We start from the raw sequence: 15,497 nt of genomic DNA, 5'->3' as shown, positions 1-15,497 counted from the left end.
AGCACATCCGGCTGCGGGCGTTTAATGTGTCCATCAACCACCACAAGAGGGACACACATCATGAATAAATTACTCTGCTTCGTGCTGGCCACCGCCGCTAGCGCAACCTTTGCTGCTACGCCTAACAACGACACCGTGGCCTACAAAGCCGCGATCAACAAGTCGGACGCCGATTACAAAGTTGCCAAGGCCGCTTGCGACGCGCAATCGGGCAATGCCAAGGACGTTTGCCAGGAGCAGGCCAAGGTCAACCGCGCCAATGCCGAGTCGACTGCCGCCTTGCAGTACAAGAACGATAAAAAGTCGGTGGAAAAAGCCCAGATCAATGTGGCTGACGCCAACTACGATCTTGCCAAGGCCCAGTGCGCACCTAAATCCGGCGCCGACAAAGACAGCTGCCTGAGCGGCGCCAAGGCCCAGCACACCGCCTGGGTGCAGGACGCCAAGGCCGGCAAGAAAGCTGCCGACACCGCACAGACCGGTATCGATTGCAGCGCCATGACCGGCACCGACAAAGCATCGTGCGAAGCGCGTTCGAAAACCGAACTGGCGAAAGACACGCTGGCCGACACCGCCATCACCACCAAGGTGAAAACCGAACTGCTGGCTGAGCCTGCACTGAAATCGCTGGACGTGCACGTGGAAACCACCAACGGCACCGTGATGCTGAGCGGCTTCGTGCCATCGCAAGCGGAAGTGGATAAGGCAGTGGACGTGGCGCGCAACGTCAAAGGCGTGAATAAAGTGCAAAGTTCCCTGCGCATCAAGTAACGGCTAACGCGGGCGAACTCCCCCTGACCCCGCCAGCCACGGCGCCCGGCCGCGTTCCCCTGACGCGACCGGGCGCCACCTTTTTGCTTGTATTCATGATGATCGTAATTTAAAATGGCGACAAGCGTGCCTTCCGGCACGCATTGCTATTGTGAGGAACATCATGTTTGCACAACCTTTATCGAACTGGCTGCAGCGGCGCGGCCTGCATTTCTCCTGGGTGATGGTTGCCCTGACTTTCCTGACCGCGCTCAGTTCGTCCGCCGCGCTGGGCCTGCCGGGCGCCTTGCTGCAGCCGCTGTCGAAAGAATTTGGCTGGGACGTGGAGCAAATCTCGTCGGCGCTGGCGCTGCGGTTCGCGCTGTTCGGTCTGATGGGGCCGTTTGCTGCCATCTTGATGGAGCGTTTTGGCCTGCGTAACGTGGTGGTCACTGCGCTGACCCTGGTGGCGGCCGGCATGGCGCTGGCCACGCAGATGACGCAGTTCTGGCACCTGGTACTGTTCTGGGGGATCATGCTGGGCGTTGGTTCCGGCATGACGGCGCTGGTGCTGAGCGCGGTGGTGTCCAACCGCTGGTTTGATAGCCATCGCGGTTTGGTGGTCGGCATTTTGACGGCCAGCTCGGCCACTGGCCAACTCATCTTTCTGCCGATAGCAGCGTGGATGATTGAACGCTTCGGCTGGCGCTTGGCCGTGCTGCCGGTCATGGTTGCCTGCGCTGTGATGGCGGTGGCGGTCTACCTGTTTATGCGTAATCGTCCGAGCGATGTCGGCCTTGCGCCATATGGCGCGGCTGCCGGTACACCGGTGGCGGCTGCTGCGCCGGCCATGCGCATCACCTTTGCCACGCCGTTCAAGATCCTGGCGGAAGCGTCGCGCAGCAGCGTGTTCTGGATTTTGGCCGGCACCTTTTTCATCTGCGGCCTGAGCACCAATGGCCTGATTCAAACCCACTTCATTTCGCTGTGCGGCGATGCCGGTCTCGGCCCGGTGCCGGCGGCCTCGGTGCTGGCGATGATGGGCGCGTTTGACCTGGTCGGCACGATTGCGTCGGGCTGGCTGTCGGACCGCTATGACAATCGCAAGCTGCTGTTCGTGTACTACGGCTTGCGCGGCTTGTCGCTGCTGTGGCTGCCGTACTCGGAATTCACGCTGTATGGCTTGTCGCTGTTTGCCATGTTCTACGGCCTCGACTGGATTGCCACCGTGCCGCCGACCGTGCGTTTGGCTGGCGCCACCTTCGGCAAGGAAAAAGCCGGCATGGTGTTCGGCTGGATCTTCGCGGCGCACCAGCTGGGCGCGGCGGTGGCGGCGTACGGCGCGGGCCGCGTGCGCACCTTGTTGCTGACCTACGATCCTGCCTTGTTCGCTGCCGGCGCGGCGTGCGTTGTGGCTGCCGCCATCATCCTGCTGATCCGCAAACCGGCGGTGGCGGTGGCGGCGCCGCCGCAAGCCAAGGCCGCGTAAAAAATCTGGGAGCGCTTCCAAAATGTAATCAGGCGGTCATTTGCCGGTGCAACAATGCGCCGACTTTTAACCGCCTGATGGAGTTTTGTATGCGCTACACCCTACCTGCGGCGGCCGTCCTGGCCGCCGCTGCCGCCTTGCTGGTGGCCTGCGGCAGTGACGGCCTGCCGGTCACCGAGACCAATCCGGGCGACGGCTTCAATTCCACCGCCGTCGCCTTCATGAGCGACGTGCACTTTGAAAACATCTACGGTGATTTGAAGAGCAGCCAGTTCTCCGGCATTCCGACCAAGGACGGCAAGAACGCCACCATCCGCACCATGTACGCGCAGCTGACTTCGACGCGCCTGTTCAACGAAAACTACTTCGCCTTCCGCGCCGCGCTCGACGACGCTTACAGCAAGGGGCTGCGCCTGGTGGCGCTGCCGGGCGATATCTCGGACGATGCACAGCCGATCAACATCGACGGCCTGGCCGACATCCTGCATGAATACCAGGCCAAGGGCATGCGCTTCTTCATCGCGCCGGGCAACCACGATCCTAACGAGCCGTACGACGATGACGAGGCCGGCAAGAATGACTTCCTGACCAAGGATGGCAAGGAACAGAAAATCTACGCCGTCAACAACGCCGCGTGCAAAGCCAAGGATCCAAGCGTGGCCTGCACCAACCAGCTGATGGAGCAGGGCTACGAAAAACTGATGACCAAGCTGGGCGAATTCGGCTACGCGCCAAACAAGAACGACGTCTACTGGGAAACGCCGTTCAGCAGCTACGCCGACGGCAAGTACAGCTATGAGGCCGCCACGGCCGCTGCCGATCTGAGCAAACGCCAGTTCGAAATCTGCACCGAGGGCGAGGGCGGCAAGTACAAGGTGGCGGGCAAGACCTACAGCCGCTGCGTGAACATGATCGACGCCAGCTATCTGGTGGAGCCGGTGAAAGGCATCTGGTTGCTGGCGCTGGACGGCAATGTGCATGCGCCGAATGCCAACTTCGACCCGGCCAATCCGAAGTACTTCAAGGGTTACGACAACGCCGGCGATGCGGGCTGGAACAAAATGCTGACCCACAAGATCCACCAGATCGAATGGATCAAATCGGTAGCGGCGCGCGCCAAGGCGCAGGGCAAGCAGCTGATGTCGTTCTCGCACTATCCGACCATGGACTTCTACGCTAACCAGACCGATGCGATGAAGGCCGTGTTCAAGTCGGGCGCGTTCCAGGTATCGCGCATGCCTGCCGCTGCGACGACGGCGGCGCTGGCTGCTACCGGCCTGCCGCTGCACGTTGCCGGCCACATGCACTTCAACGGCACCAATGATTTCAAGGATAGCGCTGGCAACTACCTGGTCAACGTGCAGTCGCCATCGCTGGCGGTGTTTGGCGCGGCGTACAAGATCGTCAGCTACCAGTCGAAAGACTTGATCGACGTGCAGACCGTGGGCCTGAACAACGTGGCGCGCCACAACGAGCTGTTCCCGCTGTACCAGGTCGAGTACGACTACCTGCAAGGCAGCAGCGCAAGCAGCGATATCGCCAAGCGCTGGAACCGCGGCATCCTCGATAGCAAATCGTATGGCGAGTTTACCCGCACCTACTTCGGCGAGCTGTCGCGCCTGCGCTTCATGAGCGATTACTGGCCGTGCGAAATGAAAGAAGCGGCGATGTCGCTCGATGCGCGCCAGATGCTGATCCTGTCGCAGCTGCAAACCAAGGTCACGCTGGCGCAGTTGAAAGACAACCCGTCGGTGCTGCCGCTGACCGCGACCTGCGCTGCCAAGGGCACGGTTGCCGATGGCGGGGTCGCTGCCAGCCAGCTGACGGCGGACTGGGCTACTGCCACTGCCAAGGCCGAGCAGATTGCTGCTGCCGCCAATCTGAAACTGGCGGACTTCGCCAAGATCAGCGCGTACGAGTTCTACGGCGACTTCCACCGCACCGTGTACGCAGGCGAGTTGGCCTTGCGTGATATGGGTGCGGAGCGCGTGGCGCAGTACAAGGTGCTGATGGGGGCGTTCCCGGCATCGCCTGCGGCGATCCTGAAAGTGGGCGATCAACTGTCCGACCAGAACCCGGTGAACGTGGCGTTCCAGTCGCAGTTCAAGCAGGTGTTTGCGATTTTGAAGGGACTGGGTTCGGGCAAGCCGAGCGACCACTTCACCATCGACTTGAAAGCGCAAAAGTTGAACAACGTCAGTAATAGCGGACTGAGCTTCAACTAAGAAAAAGGGCCGCGAAGTTCGCGGCCCTTTTCACATCACTTCAGGTACTTGGCCAACCAGCCGTGTACTTCGCTGTAGAAGTAGCGGCTGTTTTCGCCTTTGAGGATCCAGTGATTTTCGTCCGGGAACACCAGCAGCTTGCTCGGCACGTTCAGGCGCTGCTGCGTGGCGAAGTTCATCAGCGCGTTGTTGGCGGGGACGCGGTAGTCCAGCTCGCCCACTGAGATCAGGATCGGCGTGGTGAAGCCGGTGCCTTTGGCGTGGTTGCCTCCCTGGAGTACCGGGCTTTGCTCGCGCCACACCGCTTTGTCGCCCCACACCGGGCCGCCGCTGTTGACCTCGCGGCCCCAGACGCTGTCGCTGGTGCCCCACTGCATGATGAGATCCATCTCGCCCGCGTGCGAGACGATGGCCTTGTAGCGCGTGGTGGTCGCTTGCAGCCAGTTGGCCAAGTGGCCGCCGTAGCTGGCGCCGCCTGCGGCCAGCTTGCTGCCGTCGATGTAGCTGTATTTCTTGACGGCTTCATCGACCGCTTCGTTGACTTCGTCGGCCGGGCCTTTCAGTGGATCGCCCTGGATGGCGCGGGCGAATTCTTCGCCGTAGCCGGTCGAGCCTTTGTAATCGGTCAGCAGCACCACATAGCCGGGCTGCGCCAGCAGGTGGTAGTTCCAGCGGATGACGAACTGGTCGCGCCACATATTCGCCGCGCCGCCGTGGATGACCGCGAACAGCGGGTACTTTTTGCTCGGATCGAAATTGGCTGGCTTGACGATCATGTTGTGGATCATGCGGCCGTCGCTGGCTTTGAACCAGAAGTGCTCCGGCGCTTGCCAGTCGATGTTCGCAGCGCGTTCGGTGTTGAACGAGGTCAGGCGCTTTGGCGCGCCCTGGCCAAACGCATACACCTCCGGCGGATTGATCGAGGATTCCCACACGCCCACCAGCGCCTTGCCGCCCGCGTTCAGCGAGTTGATGCTGCCGGTCGGCAGCGATGGCTCGTCGCGCAGGTCGCCGCCCGCGTAGTTGATCGAGTGCAGTTGCTCCAGGCCCGCGTGCTCGAAGCTGAACACCACGCGGTTGCTGCCGGCCGGCAGCGCGTAGCGCGAGATCGAACGATCCAGCGACGCGGTCAGGATCTTCGGCGTGGCATTGGTCAGCGGCCATGCAAAGCTGGCGATGCGGCTGACGTCGTAGACTTTGCCTTCTTCTTCCGCCTCGGTTAGCGTGAACAGGGTCTTGCCGTCGGCGCTGAATTTCAGGTTGTTGTAGCTGTGCTTGTCAGCGGTCAGGCGGGTCGCTTCGCCGCCGCTCACCGGCAGGCTGAAGATTTGCGTGTAGCCCGAGGCGCGTGCCAGCTCGTCGCGGTTGATCGAGGCGGAGAACACTACGGCCCTGCCGTCCGGCGCCCAGATCGCGTCCAGCGATTGGCCTTCGTCGCCTTGGCCGCCGCCGAAGCCCGGCAGCGCCGCCAGCTGGGTGTTGCTCAGCAGGTCGCGCGGCTTGGCGCCGATTTCGGCATCCATCACGAACAGGCGTACTTTTTTATCGTCCAGCCACTTGTCGAAGAAGCGCGGCGGGAAGCTTTCGTACGCGCGCGCCGTGTACTTGCGGTCCTTGCGTTCCTTGGCGGTTTTCTTGACGTCCTCTTCGTTGGCGTTGCCGGGGAAGATGTCGCTGACGAACAGGATCTGTTTGCCGTCCGGGCTGAACTTCGGCTGGCGCGCGCCCAAGGTCAGCGTGGTCAGGCGCTGGGCCTCGCCGCCGCCGGCTACGTCGATGCGGTAGATCTGGCCGGCGTCATCGCCATCGCGCTTGGCGACAAACAGCAGCTGCTTGCCGTCCGGCGACCAATTGACCGAACCTTCGCCGCCCTTGCTGAAGGTGAGGCGGCGCGCAGGCGCATCGTCGGTCAGCGACTTGATCCACAAGTCCGACCATTGCTCCTTGCTGTCGTAGGCGGGATCGGTAACTGAGAACACGGCCCACTCGCCGTCCGGGCTGGGCTGCGGTGCGCCGACGCGCTTCATCAGCCAGACATCTTCGTGGGTGATGGCGTGCTTGGCCGGGGCGGCATCGGCAGCATACGCCATGCTCGTCAATTGGGCCGAAATGATGAAGGCAAGAAGAGAAAGTCGCGGTATAGTCATGGCGAGTTTGCTTAAAAGTCAGTGAAACAAAGATAGTGGCCATAACCGTCATTGCTGTCAATCAAGTTTTCCATCCTTACCGATCTCGGAGACAACATGCAGACCATTACCAAAGTTCACAAAGTGGCAGCCTTTACCTCGGGCGAGGAGGGCGGCAATCCGGCCGGCGTGATGATCCGCGCCTCGCTGCCGGAGGAGCCTGCCATGCAGCGCATCGCCGCAGAAATGGGTTACTCGGAAACCGTGTTTGCCGCGCCGCAGGGGGATGGTTGGCGCGTGCGCTATTTTTCGCCGGACGGCGAGGTGGCGTTTTGCGGTCATGCCACCATCGCGCTGGGCGCGGTGCTGGCGCAGCAGAACGGCGACGGCATTTTCCCGCTGACCACCAATCACGCGCAAGTGACGGTGGAGGGCAAGGCCCACGCCAACGGCGCGTTCGCTGCGCTGCAATCGCCGGCCACCTCCAGTTCCCCTGCGTCGCCGGCGCTGGTGCAGGAGGCGCTCAAGCTGTTTGGCTATGCGCTGTCGGATCTCGATGACCGCATTCCGCCGGCGATTGCCAGCGGCGGCGTGCAGCATCTGGTGCTGGCGCTGCGCAGCCGCGACAAGCTGCGCGCCATGCGCTACGAGCTGGGCGCCGGCCGCAGCCTGATGCAGCGCTACGGCCTGACCACGATCTCGCTGGTGCACGCGGAAACGCCGCAGCGCTTCCATGCGCGCAATCCGTTCGCCTCCAGCGGCGTGTATGAAGATCCGGCCACCGGCGCGGCGGCGGCTGCCTTGGCTGGCTACCTGCGCGATTTGGATTGGCCGCATGGCGGCGCCATCGACATCATCCAGGGCGAGGACATGGGCGCGCCCTGCCATCTGCAAGTGCAGATTCCGAAGGAGCCGGGGAGTTCGATCCGGGTCTCGGGCAAGGCCCGCATGATCGGGGAGTAGTTACTCCCACTTCCTCAGCAGGCGCGCCAGTTCGCCGTTCTTGTCCAGCTGTTCGAGCGCGCGCTGCACGCGCTGGCGCACCGCCGGGTCAACGTGGGTGCCCAGCGCCATGTAGACGTCGGTGGTGGCCATTACGGTTGGCAGGATGCGCACCCGGGTGGTGGCGCCGGCGCGGTCGATGAAGCCTTGCATGCCGGGCGCGCGGTGCAGGAAGAAGCGGCCGCGGCCGGCGATCAGTTTTTGCAGGTTGGCGGCGGGCGTGCTGGCGCTGGCGTCCACTTGCAAGCCGCCGATGCGTTCCAGCATGCCCGGCGCGGTGTAGCCGCGATTCGCCAGGATGATGCCCTTGGGGCCGAGGTTGCGCACGTCGTCCCAGTTGTTGACGGTGACCGGGTCGCCGGCACGCGCGATCAGCTGGTAGCGCATCTGGAACAGGGCCGGTTCAAGGAACACGTACTGGCGCGTGCGTTCCTCGGTGCGCTGCACGGCGCACAGGGCGTCGTGTTCGTGGCTGGCCAGTTGCGATAGGGCTTGCAGGGCCGGCGTCCATTGCTGGTCGCCGGAAAACACCACGTTCGGTTCGATGCGCTCGATGGCGCGGTACAGGTCGACGCACAGCCCGACCACGCGGCCGATGCCGGCCGGGATGTACTTGGGCTCGGTGCCTTCTTGCGCGACGACTTTCAGCACGGTGGGCGCGGCCAGGACGGGCGTGCCCAGCAACGCACACAACAGCGTCAGCCCGCAGCGCAATCCCTTCGACAACATTGCCTCTCCCGTACTCGCGTAAAAAAAAGGAAGTATAGAGCAGGGCGGGGCGGCGGTGCGGGATTCTTAGTCCCACTTTTTCATCAAACGGTCGAGCTCGCCCTTTTTCTCTAGTGTGAACAGGGCGCTGGAGACGCGCTCGACGGTCTTGCTGTCGAGTTGCTTGCTGGCGGCGAAGTACAGCTTGGCGCTGTACATCACTTGCGGCAGGATTTTGACTTTGTCGACGTTGCCGGTGCGAACCAGCAGCTTTTGCAGGCCGGGGCCGCGGTGGAAGTAGAGGCGGCCGCGGCCGGCGACCAGTTTTTGCAGGTTGAGTTCCTGGCTGGTGGAGCTGGCGTCGACTTCGATGCCGCCCATGGCGATCAAGATATCGCCGGCGGCGAAGCCGCGGTTGACCAGCACGGTGGCATTGGGGCCGAGCTTGCGCACGTCGTCCCAGTTGTGGATAGTGATGTTGTCGTTGCTGCGCACGAGGAAGTGGTACTCGATGGTGTACAGCGCCGGGCCGAAGAAATTGAAGCGCTTCTCGCGGTCGGCGGTGCGCTGGACTGCGCACTGGACGTCTTCGATACCGGCCTCGACCTCGGAGTAGGCGCGGATCAGCGGTTTCCAGCGCTGGTCGCCGACGAAGCGCAAGCCGGGATCAAGCTGCTCGACGGCGCGCATGATATCGATACACAGGCCGCCGACGCGATCCTTGCCTTCGTGGATGAATTTGGGTTCGGTGCCTTCCTGGGCGGCGGTGCGCAGCAATATGGGCGTTTGCGCCTGGGCGGCGGCCAGCAAAGGAATCCAGCCGGCCGCCGCGAGCAGCCATTTCCATCCGCTGTACCAACCTGACATAGCATCCCCAAAAATCCGGCGCCTCGCGCTCTTTGCCTCCTAGCTTACACCAGTGCCAGCAAAGGGCGAAAAAAAAGCTTCCGTGTGGAAGCTTTTTTAGGAATTCGGTGGTAGGCCGTGCGGGATTCGAACCTGCGACCAACGGATTAAAAGTCCGCTGCTCTACCAGCTGAGCTAACGACCCCCGAAAGAGGCCGTATTATATACAGCTCCGCGCCAATTGCAAAGGGCTTTTTATTTGATACCGAGGGCGGCCGTCACTTTCAGCACTTCGTCGGCGGTGGTGACACCCTCCGCGATCTTGAACGCGCCGGCCACGCGCAGCGGCTTCATGCCGTCGGCCATGCTTTGGCGGCGCAGCGCCTGGATGTCGGTTTCTTCGCGCACCAGTTCGCTGAAGGATTCGGTGACGGTCAGCAATTCGTACAGGCCGGTGCGGCCGCGATAGCCGGTCTGGCGGCACTCGGGACAGCCGACTGGCTTGTAGATTGTCGCTGGTTTCGGTAACTGCCATTCACCGGCAAGGCTGTGCCAGATTTCGTCGCTCAGTTCGCCGCCTTCGGCCTTGCAGTCCACGCACAGCGTGCGCACCAGGCGCTGCGCCATGATGCCGATCAGCGTCGCCTCCAGCAGATAGTAGGGCACGCCCAGTTCCAGCAGGCGCATCACGGCCGACGGCGCGTCGTTGGTGTGCAGCGTGGACAGCACCAGGTGGCCGGTCAGCGCCGCCTGGATCGCCATCTCGGCGGTGGCAAGGTCGCGGATTTCGCCGACCATGATGATGTCCGGGTCTTGCCGCATCAGCGCGCGCACGCCGTCGGCAAACGACAGGTCGATGCCGGGCTGGACTTGCATCTGGTTGAAGGCCGGCTCCACCATCTCGATCGGATCTTCCACGGTGCAGACGTTGACCTCGGAGGTGGCCAGCGCTTTCAAGGTGGTGTACAGGGTGGTGGTCTTGCCCGAGCCGGTCGGCCCGGTCACCAGGATGATGCCGTGCGGGCGCTGGGTCAGGGCATCCCAGCGCTGCGCGTCTTCCAGCGGGAAGCCCAGTTCCGGCAAGGTCTTGACCACCACGTCGGGATCGAAAATCCGCATCACCAGCTTTTCGCCAAACGCGGTCGGCAGGGTGGACAGGCGCAGTTCAACTTCCTGCCCGCCGGCCGTGCGCGTCTTGATGCGGCCGTCTTGCGGGCGGCGTTTTTCAATCACGTCCATGCGGCCGAGCAGCTTGATGCGCGCGGTCATGGCGATCATCACCACCGCCGGCACCTGGTAGACCTGGTGCAGCACGCCGTCGATGCGGAAGCGGATCGCCGCCATGTCGCGCTTGGGTTCGAGGTGGATGTCGGAGGCGCGCTGTTCAAACGCGTACTGCCACAGCCAATCGACGATGTTGATGACGTGCTGGTCATTGGCGTCGACCTGCTTGTTGGTCTTGCCCAGCTCCACCAGCTGCTCGAAGTTGTTGCGCAGCGTGAGGTCGTTGCTGTTGGACTTGTTGGCCTTCTTGATCGACTTGGCCAGGCTGAAGAATTGCGTGATGTACTGCGCGATGTCGAGCGGATTGGCGATCACGCAGCGCACGGCGCGGCGCGATATCTTGGCGATCTCGGCTTCCCATTCCTGCGCGAACGGATCGGCGGTGGCCACCACCAGCGTGTCGGCGGTCAGTTCGACCGGCAAGATGTTGAAGCGCGCCGCGTAGCTGGCCGACATCACGTCGGCCACTTTGGTGAAATCAATCTTCAGCGGATCGATGCGGATGAAGGGCAGGTTGGCGCGGTGCGCCAGCCATTCGCACAAGGCATCCAGCGTCAGCAGCTTGTGCGGCGGCTGTGCCGACAGCAGCTTGGCATGCGCCACCGCGCACAAGGGATGCATGTAGCCGCTGGTGTTCTTGAGGATGCCCTGGCTTTGCGCGTACAGCTCCTTGACCTCGGCCTTGCGGATCATGCCGTCGGCCAGCAGCCAGGTGTAGATTTGCTGGAGATCGAGCGGGGCCGCTTTGCTCGTCGTCGTTGGTACTGAACTCATCGATGCGGCCGCCTTTCTGGAAGGATTACTTGATGCCCTTGACCCAGCTCTTGGCCGGCAGCTTGGTGGCGGCGACGATCTCCGCCGCCCGCGCCGCCAGTGCCGGCAGATCGATTTCGCGCTGGCGCTTGAAGGCGATCGCCACCACGTTACCATCATGTACCTGCGGCAGGCAAATCACCTGCGCAAAGGCGAACTTGAGCGCCTTGATGTTGCGCGCGTAGCTGGGGTGATCGCCGAACAGGTTGACGGTCATCACGCCGTCGTCAGTCAGGCAGGCGTTGCAGGAGGTGTAGAACTCCGGCGTATCGAGCACCGGGCCGCGCGCGGTGGAGTCGTACAGGTCGACTTGCAGCACGTCCAGCGTGTTGACGTTGGCTTTGTCGTTGACAAAGTCCAGTGCGTCTTGCTCCAGCACGTGCAGGCGCTCGTCGTTGGGCGGCAGCTTGAACATCGATTCGCAGATGGCGATCACCGACGGATTCAGCTCCACCGCCGTGACCTGGGCCTGCGGGAAGGTGGTGTAGCAGAACTTGGTCAGGGTGGCGGTGCCGAGGCCCAGCTGGGCGATGCGCTGCGGCTGTTGCAGCCACAGCATCCACGCCATCATCTGCTGCGCGTATTCGAGCTCGGGCCAGTTCGGCTTGCGGATGCGCATCGCGCCCTGCACCCACTCCGTCCCAAAATGCAGGTAGCGCACGCCATCGAGTTCCGACAAGGTCACCGGCGCGTACTTCGGCTTGCGCACCTTGGCCGGCGCCGGCGCCGAGGAGGCCGGGCGCGAGGATTCTACTTTTTCGATGGATTTGCGTTTGATTAACATTGGGAGGGAGGGCTAGGGGTGAACCGGCATTATCTGAAAACAACAATGCCGGCGCAAGGCCGGCATTGTCAGGAAGCTGCGAAAGATCAACGCTGCATCGGTTCCACCACCACGCGCAGGCGCACGCGTTCGCCTGGGTCGTAGGACATGATGCTGGTGTAGTTGCGGCCGCGGTAGTCGTACGTCACTTCGTAGCCGGTGTTACGCGATTCCCAGTGGTCGACGGTGCGGCACTGTTTCACGGCCTGTTCCTGCACGCCGCCCTGGTTCGGGGTGTTGGCGTTGTCGACGCGGTCGCCCACCAGCGCGCCGGCGATGGCGCCAGCTGCGGTCGCTACCGAACGGCCGGAGCCGCCGCCGACTTGGTTACCGGCCAGGCCGCCGACGATACCGCCCAGAATCGCGCCGCCTACGCCGCGTTCCGGCGCCGGCTGCTGCACCTGCACGTATTCGGTACGGCATTCCTGGCGCGGGCGGTTGATTTGTTCCACTTGCGGGGTGACGCGCACCACGCGGCCGAAATCTTCAAAATCGGCTGCTTGTGCAAAAGGCAAGGCGCTCAGGCACAGGGCCGATGCGATCAGTTTGGCTTGCAAGTTCATGTGATACCTCGTTTTCGTTCAGGGTGTCTATCAGGGGGGATTCTGATATTACATGATCCGTATGGTAATCCTGTGGCGCAACCCCGGCTAGTGGTTGCCAAGTATCTCTGGCAACAAATTGTAACCGGGAGCCAGAGGCGAATTGTGCCGAATTCACCGCTAAAACCGGCAAAAAACTTCTGTTTTTAACAAATATTGCGTTAGACATCACATACGTGTTGATCTGGAAGGAACAACACGTTACCCTAATACGCGTATGGGATTGATGGCTGGCGCCGACCTGCTGGCCATGTTTAGTGGACAGGTGCTCAAATTATTTACTCTTTAATACACAAGTTAGGCACTCCCGACAGTAAAGTGGACACTCCGTACATACCAGGTCAAATTGAGGGGAACATGAGCTTGCTGATGAGCGTGCCGCACAACCTCGTGCAATCGATCCGCGCCTTCCGCGTGGCCGAGCTGCAAGAGGAAGCCGCCCGCCTGGGCCACCACTTCCTGTATGCGCACCCGATTACCGGGGCAACCAAACAGCAGGTGCTGGGCCTCATTTCGGAATCGTTCCAGTTTCCCAAGGGGGTAGGCAAGAATTTCGACGGTCTGCGCGAGACGCTGACGGACACCATGTCCAAGGCTGGCGAGCAAACCGGTTTTCTGATCGTGCTGGAACAACTGCCCAACACCCAAAAATTTGACAAGGAAGCAAGGGAAACCCTGCTGGACGTCTTCCGCGACGCTGCCGATTATTGGGCCGACAAAAAAGTGCCGTTCCGGGTGTTTTACTCGTTCGAGTAAGCCCACGACCACGCGCTGGCGCGGCGGAGCAGGCTGCTCAATGCCTGCTGCATTGCAGCAATTCTTGCCTTTGATATAGCCCTGTGCCTGTGGACAAGGTACAATGCCGGGTTATGAAAAACATCGTCATCCTTATTTCCGGTCGCGGCAGCAACATGGAAGCCATCGTGCGCACGCTGCAATCGGAGCGTTGGCCGGCACGCATCGCTGCCGTGGTCAGCAACCGCGCGGACGCGCCCGGTCTGGCATTTGCCGCCGAGCACGGGATCGCCACCGCGGTGGTCGCCAATAAGGATTACGCCAGCCGCGCCGAGTTCGACGCCGCCCTGCAAACCGTGATCGATGGCTACCAGCCCGACGTGGTGGTGCTGGCCGGTTTCATGCGCATCCTGACCGAGCCGTTCGTCGCGCACTACGCGGGCCGCATGCTCAATATTCACCCGTCGCTGCTGCCGCTGTTCCCGGGCCTGGCGACGCACGCGCAGGCGCTTGCCGCCGGCGTTCAGGAACATGGCGCCACGGTGCATTTCGTAACGGCCGAACTCGATCACGGGCCGATGGTGCTGCAGGCCTCGGTGCCTGTGCTGCCGGATGATACGGTCGAAACCCTGTCAGCCCGCGTGCTGGAACAGGAACACGTCATTTACCCGCGCGCGGTGCGCTGGTTTGTAGAAGACAGGTTGACACTAGCGCAGGGCGCGGTCCACGTGGACCACAGTAAGTAAAAACTAACCAAGGAATTCCATGAGATTGCCTCCAGCGATACTCGCCAACGCCGAAGAAGTGTTGCGCGAGATTTTGCGCTTTGCCGCGCCAGCCGACACCACCCTGTCGCGCTATTTCAAAGATCACCCGCGTCTGGGCGGCCGCGAGCGCGGCGCCATTGCCGAGTCCGTGTACAACGTGCTGCGCAATAAGAACTTCTACACCGATTTCTCGGAGCAGGGCGGCGGCGCCACCATGCGCCGTTTGACCTTGCTGGGCATGGCCGATGCCGTGGGCCTGGAGTCGCTGGGCGGCGTGTCGGAAGATGAAGCGGCATGGGTTACCCGCATCATGGAAATCGACCGCAAGCTGATGCACAAGTCCAGCCGCTCGAATATGCCGAAGTGGCTGTTCGACAAGCTGGTCGAGCAAATGGGCGAGGAAGAAACGCTGGCGCTGGCCGACGGCATGAACCGTCCGGCGCCGCTGGATCTGCGCGTCAACACGCTGAAAGCCAACCGCGAAGAAGTGATCGCCAAGCTGGCCGAAGCGCCGATCAAGGCCGAGCCGACCCCGTTCGCGCCGCTGGGCCTGCGCATCCTGACCAAGCCGCAGCTGCAAAACCTGCCGCTGTTCAAAGACGGCCACATCGAAGTGCAGGACGAGGGCAGCCAGATCCTGTCGGCACTGGTGGCGGCCAAGCGCGGCGAGATGGTGGTGGACTTCTGCGCCGGCGCCGGCGGCAAGACGCTGTCGCTGGGCGCGACCATGCGCAACACCGGCCGCCTGTATGCGTTTGACGTGTCGGAAAAGCGTCTGACCAAGCTGAAGCCGCGCCTGGCGCGCAGCGGTTTGTCGAACGTGCACCCGGTGGTGATCGCGCACGAGCGCGACGCCAAGATCAAGCGCCTGGCCGGCAAGATCGACCGCGTGCTGGTCGATGCGCCGTGCTCGGGCCTCGGCACCCTGCGCCGCAACCCGGACGTGAAATGGCGCCAGAAGGCCGACGCCATCGCCGAACTGCAAGTCAAGCAAGCCGCCATCCTCGACGGCGCGGCGCGCCTGGTCAAGGGCGGCGGCCGCCTGGTCTACGCCACTTGCTCGGTACTGGACGACGAGAACGACTTCATCGCCAAGCAATTCCTCGACACCCACCCGGACTTCGAACTGGTGCCGATGAGCAAGGCGCTGGCCGAGCAAAAGATCGACCTCGAAATGGGCGACTACCTGAAGCTGCTGCCGCACAAGCACCAGACCGACGGTTTCTTTGCCGCCGTGTTCGAGCGCAAGCAAATGCCGAAGAAGGCCAAGGAAGTAGACGCAGCAGACGAAGAGTAATTCAACAGGCCGGTGATCCCGGCCTGTTTT

Annotated in this window: 13 protein-coding genes and 1 tRNA gene; 7 read left to right on the top strand and 7 right to left on the bottom strand. The window is 62.4% G+C overall.

Annotated features, from left to right (window positions below; all coding sequences use genetic code 11):
• Positions 1 to 60: 60 nt before the first annotated feature.
• The 3 genes from GTP45_RS17510 (at position 61) to GTP45_RS17500 (ending at position 4,464) form a co-directional block, all read left to right on the top strand.
• Positions 61 to 771: a BON domain-containing protein gene (locus tag GTP45_RS17510; protein WP_161015163.1), complete on the top strand. Its 711-nt coding sequence runs from the start codon at positions 61 to 63 to the stop codon at positions 769 to 771.
• A 163-nt stretch (positions 772 to 934) separates the two neighbouring features.
• Entirely contained in the window at positions 935 to 2,239 is a 1,305-nt protein-coding gene (locus tag GTP45_RS17505; protein ID WP_161015162.1) for an MFS transporter, read from the top strand.
• 89 nt (positions 2,240 to 2,328) lie between these two features.
• Positions 2,329 to 4,464, top strand: coding sequence for a metallophosphoesterase family protein (locus tag GTP45_RS17500; protein WP_217363369.1), 2,136 nt, complete (start codon positions 2,329 to 2,331; stop codon positions 4,462 to 4,464).
• 35 nt (positions 4,465 to 4,499) lie between these two features.
• Here the strand turns inward: GTP45_RS17500 and GTP45_RS17495 are convergent, their stop codons facing one another.
• Positions 4,500 to 6,611, bottom strand: a complete 2,112-nt coding sequence (locus tag GTP45_RS17495) for a dipeptidyl-peptidase 5 (RefSeq protein ID WP_161015161.1) — start codon at positions 6,609 to 6,611, stop codon at positions 4,500 to 4,502.
• A gap of 96 nt (positions 6,612 to 6,707) precedes the next feature.
• Here GTP45_RS17495 and GTP45_RS17490 point away from each other — a divergent pair, with 96 nt between their 5' ends.
• Positions 6,708 to 7,553 carry a PhzF family phenazine biosynthesis protein gene (locus GTP45_RS17490; protein WP_161015160.1) on the top strand — a complete coding sequence of 282 codons (846 nt, stop codon included), beginning with the start codon at positions 6,708 to 6,710 and terminating at the stop codon, positions 7,551 to 7,553.
• Here GTP45_RS17490 and GTP45_RS17485 read toward each other — a convergent pair whose 3' ends face one another.
• The 6 genes from GTP45_RS17485 to GTP45_RS17460 all read right to left on the bottom strand — a co-directional run bounded on the left by GTP45_RS17485 (position 7,554) and on the right by GTP45_RS17460 (position 12,629).
• A complete protein-coding gene (locus GTP45_RS17485) occupies positions 7,554 to 8,321 on the bottom strand; it encodes a substrate-binding periplasmic protein (protein ID WP_161015159.1) in 768 nt (255 codons plus the stop codon). It lies immediately after the preceding gene.
• A 66-nt stretch (positions 8,322 to 8,387) separates the two neighbouring features.
• A complete protein-coding gene (locus GTP45_RS17480; protein WP_161015158.1) occupies positions 8,388 to 9,167 on the bottom strand; it encodes a substrate-binding periplasmic protein in 780 nt (259 codons plus the stop codon).
• A gap of 108 nt (positions 9,168 to 9,275) precedes the next feature.
• Positions 9,276 to 9,351, bottom strand: a tRNA-Lys gene (locus GTP45_RS17475).
• A gap of 50 nt (positions 9,352 to 9,401) precedes the next feature.
• Positions 9,402 to 11,204 carry a type IV pilus assembly ATPase TfpB gene (gene tfpB / locus GTP45_RS17470; RefSeq protein WP_161015157.1) on the bottom strand — a complete coding sequence of 601 codons (1,803 nt, stop codon included), beginning with the start codon at positions 11,202 to 11,204 and terminating at the stop codon, positions 9,402 to 9,404.
• A 25-nt stretch (positions 11,205 to 11,229) separates the two neighbouring features.
• A complete protein-coding gene (locus GTP45_RS17465) occupies positions 11,230 to 12,027 on the bottom strand; it encodes a spermine/spermidine synthase domain-containing protein (RefSeq protein ID WP_161015156.1) in 798 nt (265 codons plus the stop codon).
• An 86-nt stretch (positions 12,028 to 12,113) separates the two neighbouring features.
• Complete coding sequence (locus GTP45_RS17460; protein WP_161015155.1) at positions 12,114 to 12,629, bottom strand: glycine zipper 2TM domain-containing protein; 516 nt, start codon at positions 12,627 to 12,629, stop codon at positions 12,114 to 12,116.
• Positions 12,630 to 13,025: 396 nt separating this feature from the next.
• On the opposite strand from GTP45_RS17460, the gene GTP45_RS17455 reads away from it, so the two are divergent.
• The 3 genes from GTP45_RS17455 to GTP45_RS17445 all read left to right on the top strand — a co-directional run bounded on the left by GTP45_RS17455 (position 13,026) and on the right by GTP45_RS17445 (position 15,467).
• Positions 13,026 to 13,424 (top strand): barstar family protein, encoded by a 399-nt coding sequence (locus GTP45_RS17455; protein ID WP_161015154.1) that lies wholly within the window; start codon positions 13,026 to 13,028, stop codon positions 13,422 to 13,424.
• 113 nt (positions 13,425 to 13,537) lie between these two features.
• On the top strand, positions 13,538 to 14,149 hold the full coding sequence (gene purN / locus GTP45_RS17450) for a phosphoribosylglycinamide formyltransferase (protein WP_161015153.1): 612 nt from the start codon (positions 13,538 to 13,540) through the stop codon (positions 14,147 to 14,149).
• 19 nt (positions 14,150 to 14,168) lie between these two features.
• Positions 14,169 to 15,467, top strand: a complete 1,299-nt coding sequence (locus GTP45_RS17445) for an RsmB/NOP family class I SAM-dependent RNA methyltransferase (RefSeq protein WP_161015152.1) — start codon at positions 14,169 to 14,171, stop codon at positions 15,465 to 15,467.
• The last annotated feature ends 30 nt before the right edge of the window (positions 15,468 to 15,497 follow it).

This window comes from Duganella rivi, assembly GCF_009857435.1.
Classification (GTDB): Bacteria; Pseudomonadota; Gammaproteobacteria; order Burkholderiales; family Burkholderiaceae_D; genus Rugamonas; species Rugamonas rivi.
This window is presented reverse-complemented; position numbering and strand designations above follow the sequence as displayed.

Coding starts and splice junctions, on each gene's coding strand:
- GTP45_RS17510 (WP_161015163.1), top strand. CDS start 61: ATGAATAAATTACTCTGCTTCGTGCTGGCCACCGCCGCTAGCGCAACC.
- GTP45_RS17505 (WP_161015162.1), top strand. CDS start 935: ATGTTTGCACAACCTTTATCGAACTGGCTGCAGCGGCGCGGCCTGCAT.
- GTP45_RS17500 (WP_217363369.1), top strand. CDS start 2,329: ATGCGCTACACCCTACCTGCGGCGGCCGTCCTGGCCGCCGCTGCCGCC.
- GTP45_RS17495 (WP_161015161.1), bottom strand. CDS start 6,611: ATGACTATACCGCGACTTTCTCTTCTTGCCTTCATCATTTCGGCCCAA.
- GTP45_RS17490 (WP_161015160.1), top strand. CDS start 6,708: ATGCAGACCATTACCAAAGTTCACAAAGTGGCAGCCTTTACCTCGGGC.
- GTP45_RS17485 (WP_161015159.1), bottom strand. CDS start 8,321: ATGTTGTCGAAGGGATTGCGCTGCGGGCTGACGCTGTTGTGTGCGTTG.
- GTP45_RS17480 (WP_161015158.1), bottom strand. CDS start 9,167: ATGTCAGGTTGGTACAGCGGATGGAAATGGCTGCTCGCGGCGGCCGGC.
- tfpB (WP_161015157.1), bottom strand. CDS start 11,204: ATGAGTTCAGTACCAACGACGACGAGCAAAGCGGCCCCGCTCGATCTC.
- GTP45_RS17465 (WP_161015156.1), bottom strand. CDS start 12,027: ATGTTAATCAAACGCAAATCCATCGAAAAAGTAGAATCCTCGCGCCCG.
- GTP45_RS17460 (WP_161015155.1), bottom strand. CDS start 12,629: ATGAACTTGCAAGCCAAACTGATCGCATCGGCCCTGTGCCTGAGCGCC.
- GTP45_RS17455 (WP_161015154.1), top strand. CDS start 13,026: ATGAGCTTGCTGATGAGCGTGCCGCACAACCTCGTGCAATCGATCCGC.
- purN (WP_161015153.1), top strand. CDS start 13,538: ATGAAAAACATCGTCATCCTTATTTCCGGTCGCGGCAGCAACATGGAA.
- GTP45_RS17445 (WP_161015152.1), top strand. CDS start 14,169: ATGAGATTGCCTCCAGCGATACTCGCCAACGCCGAAGAAGTGTTGCGC.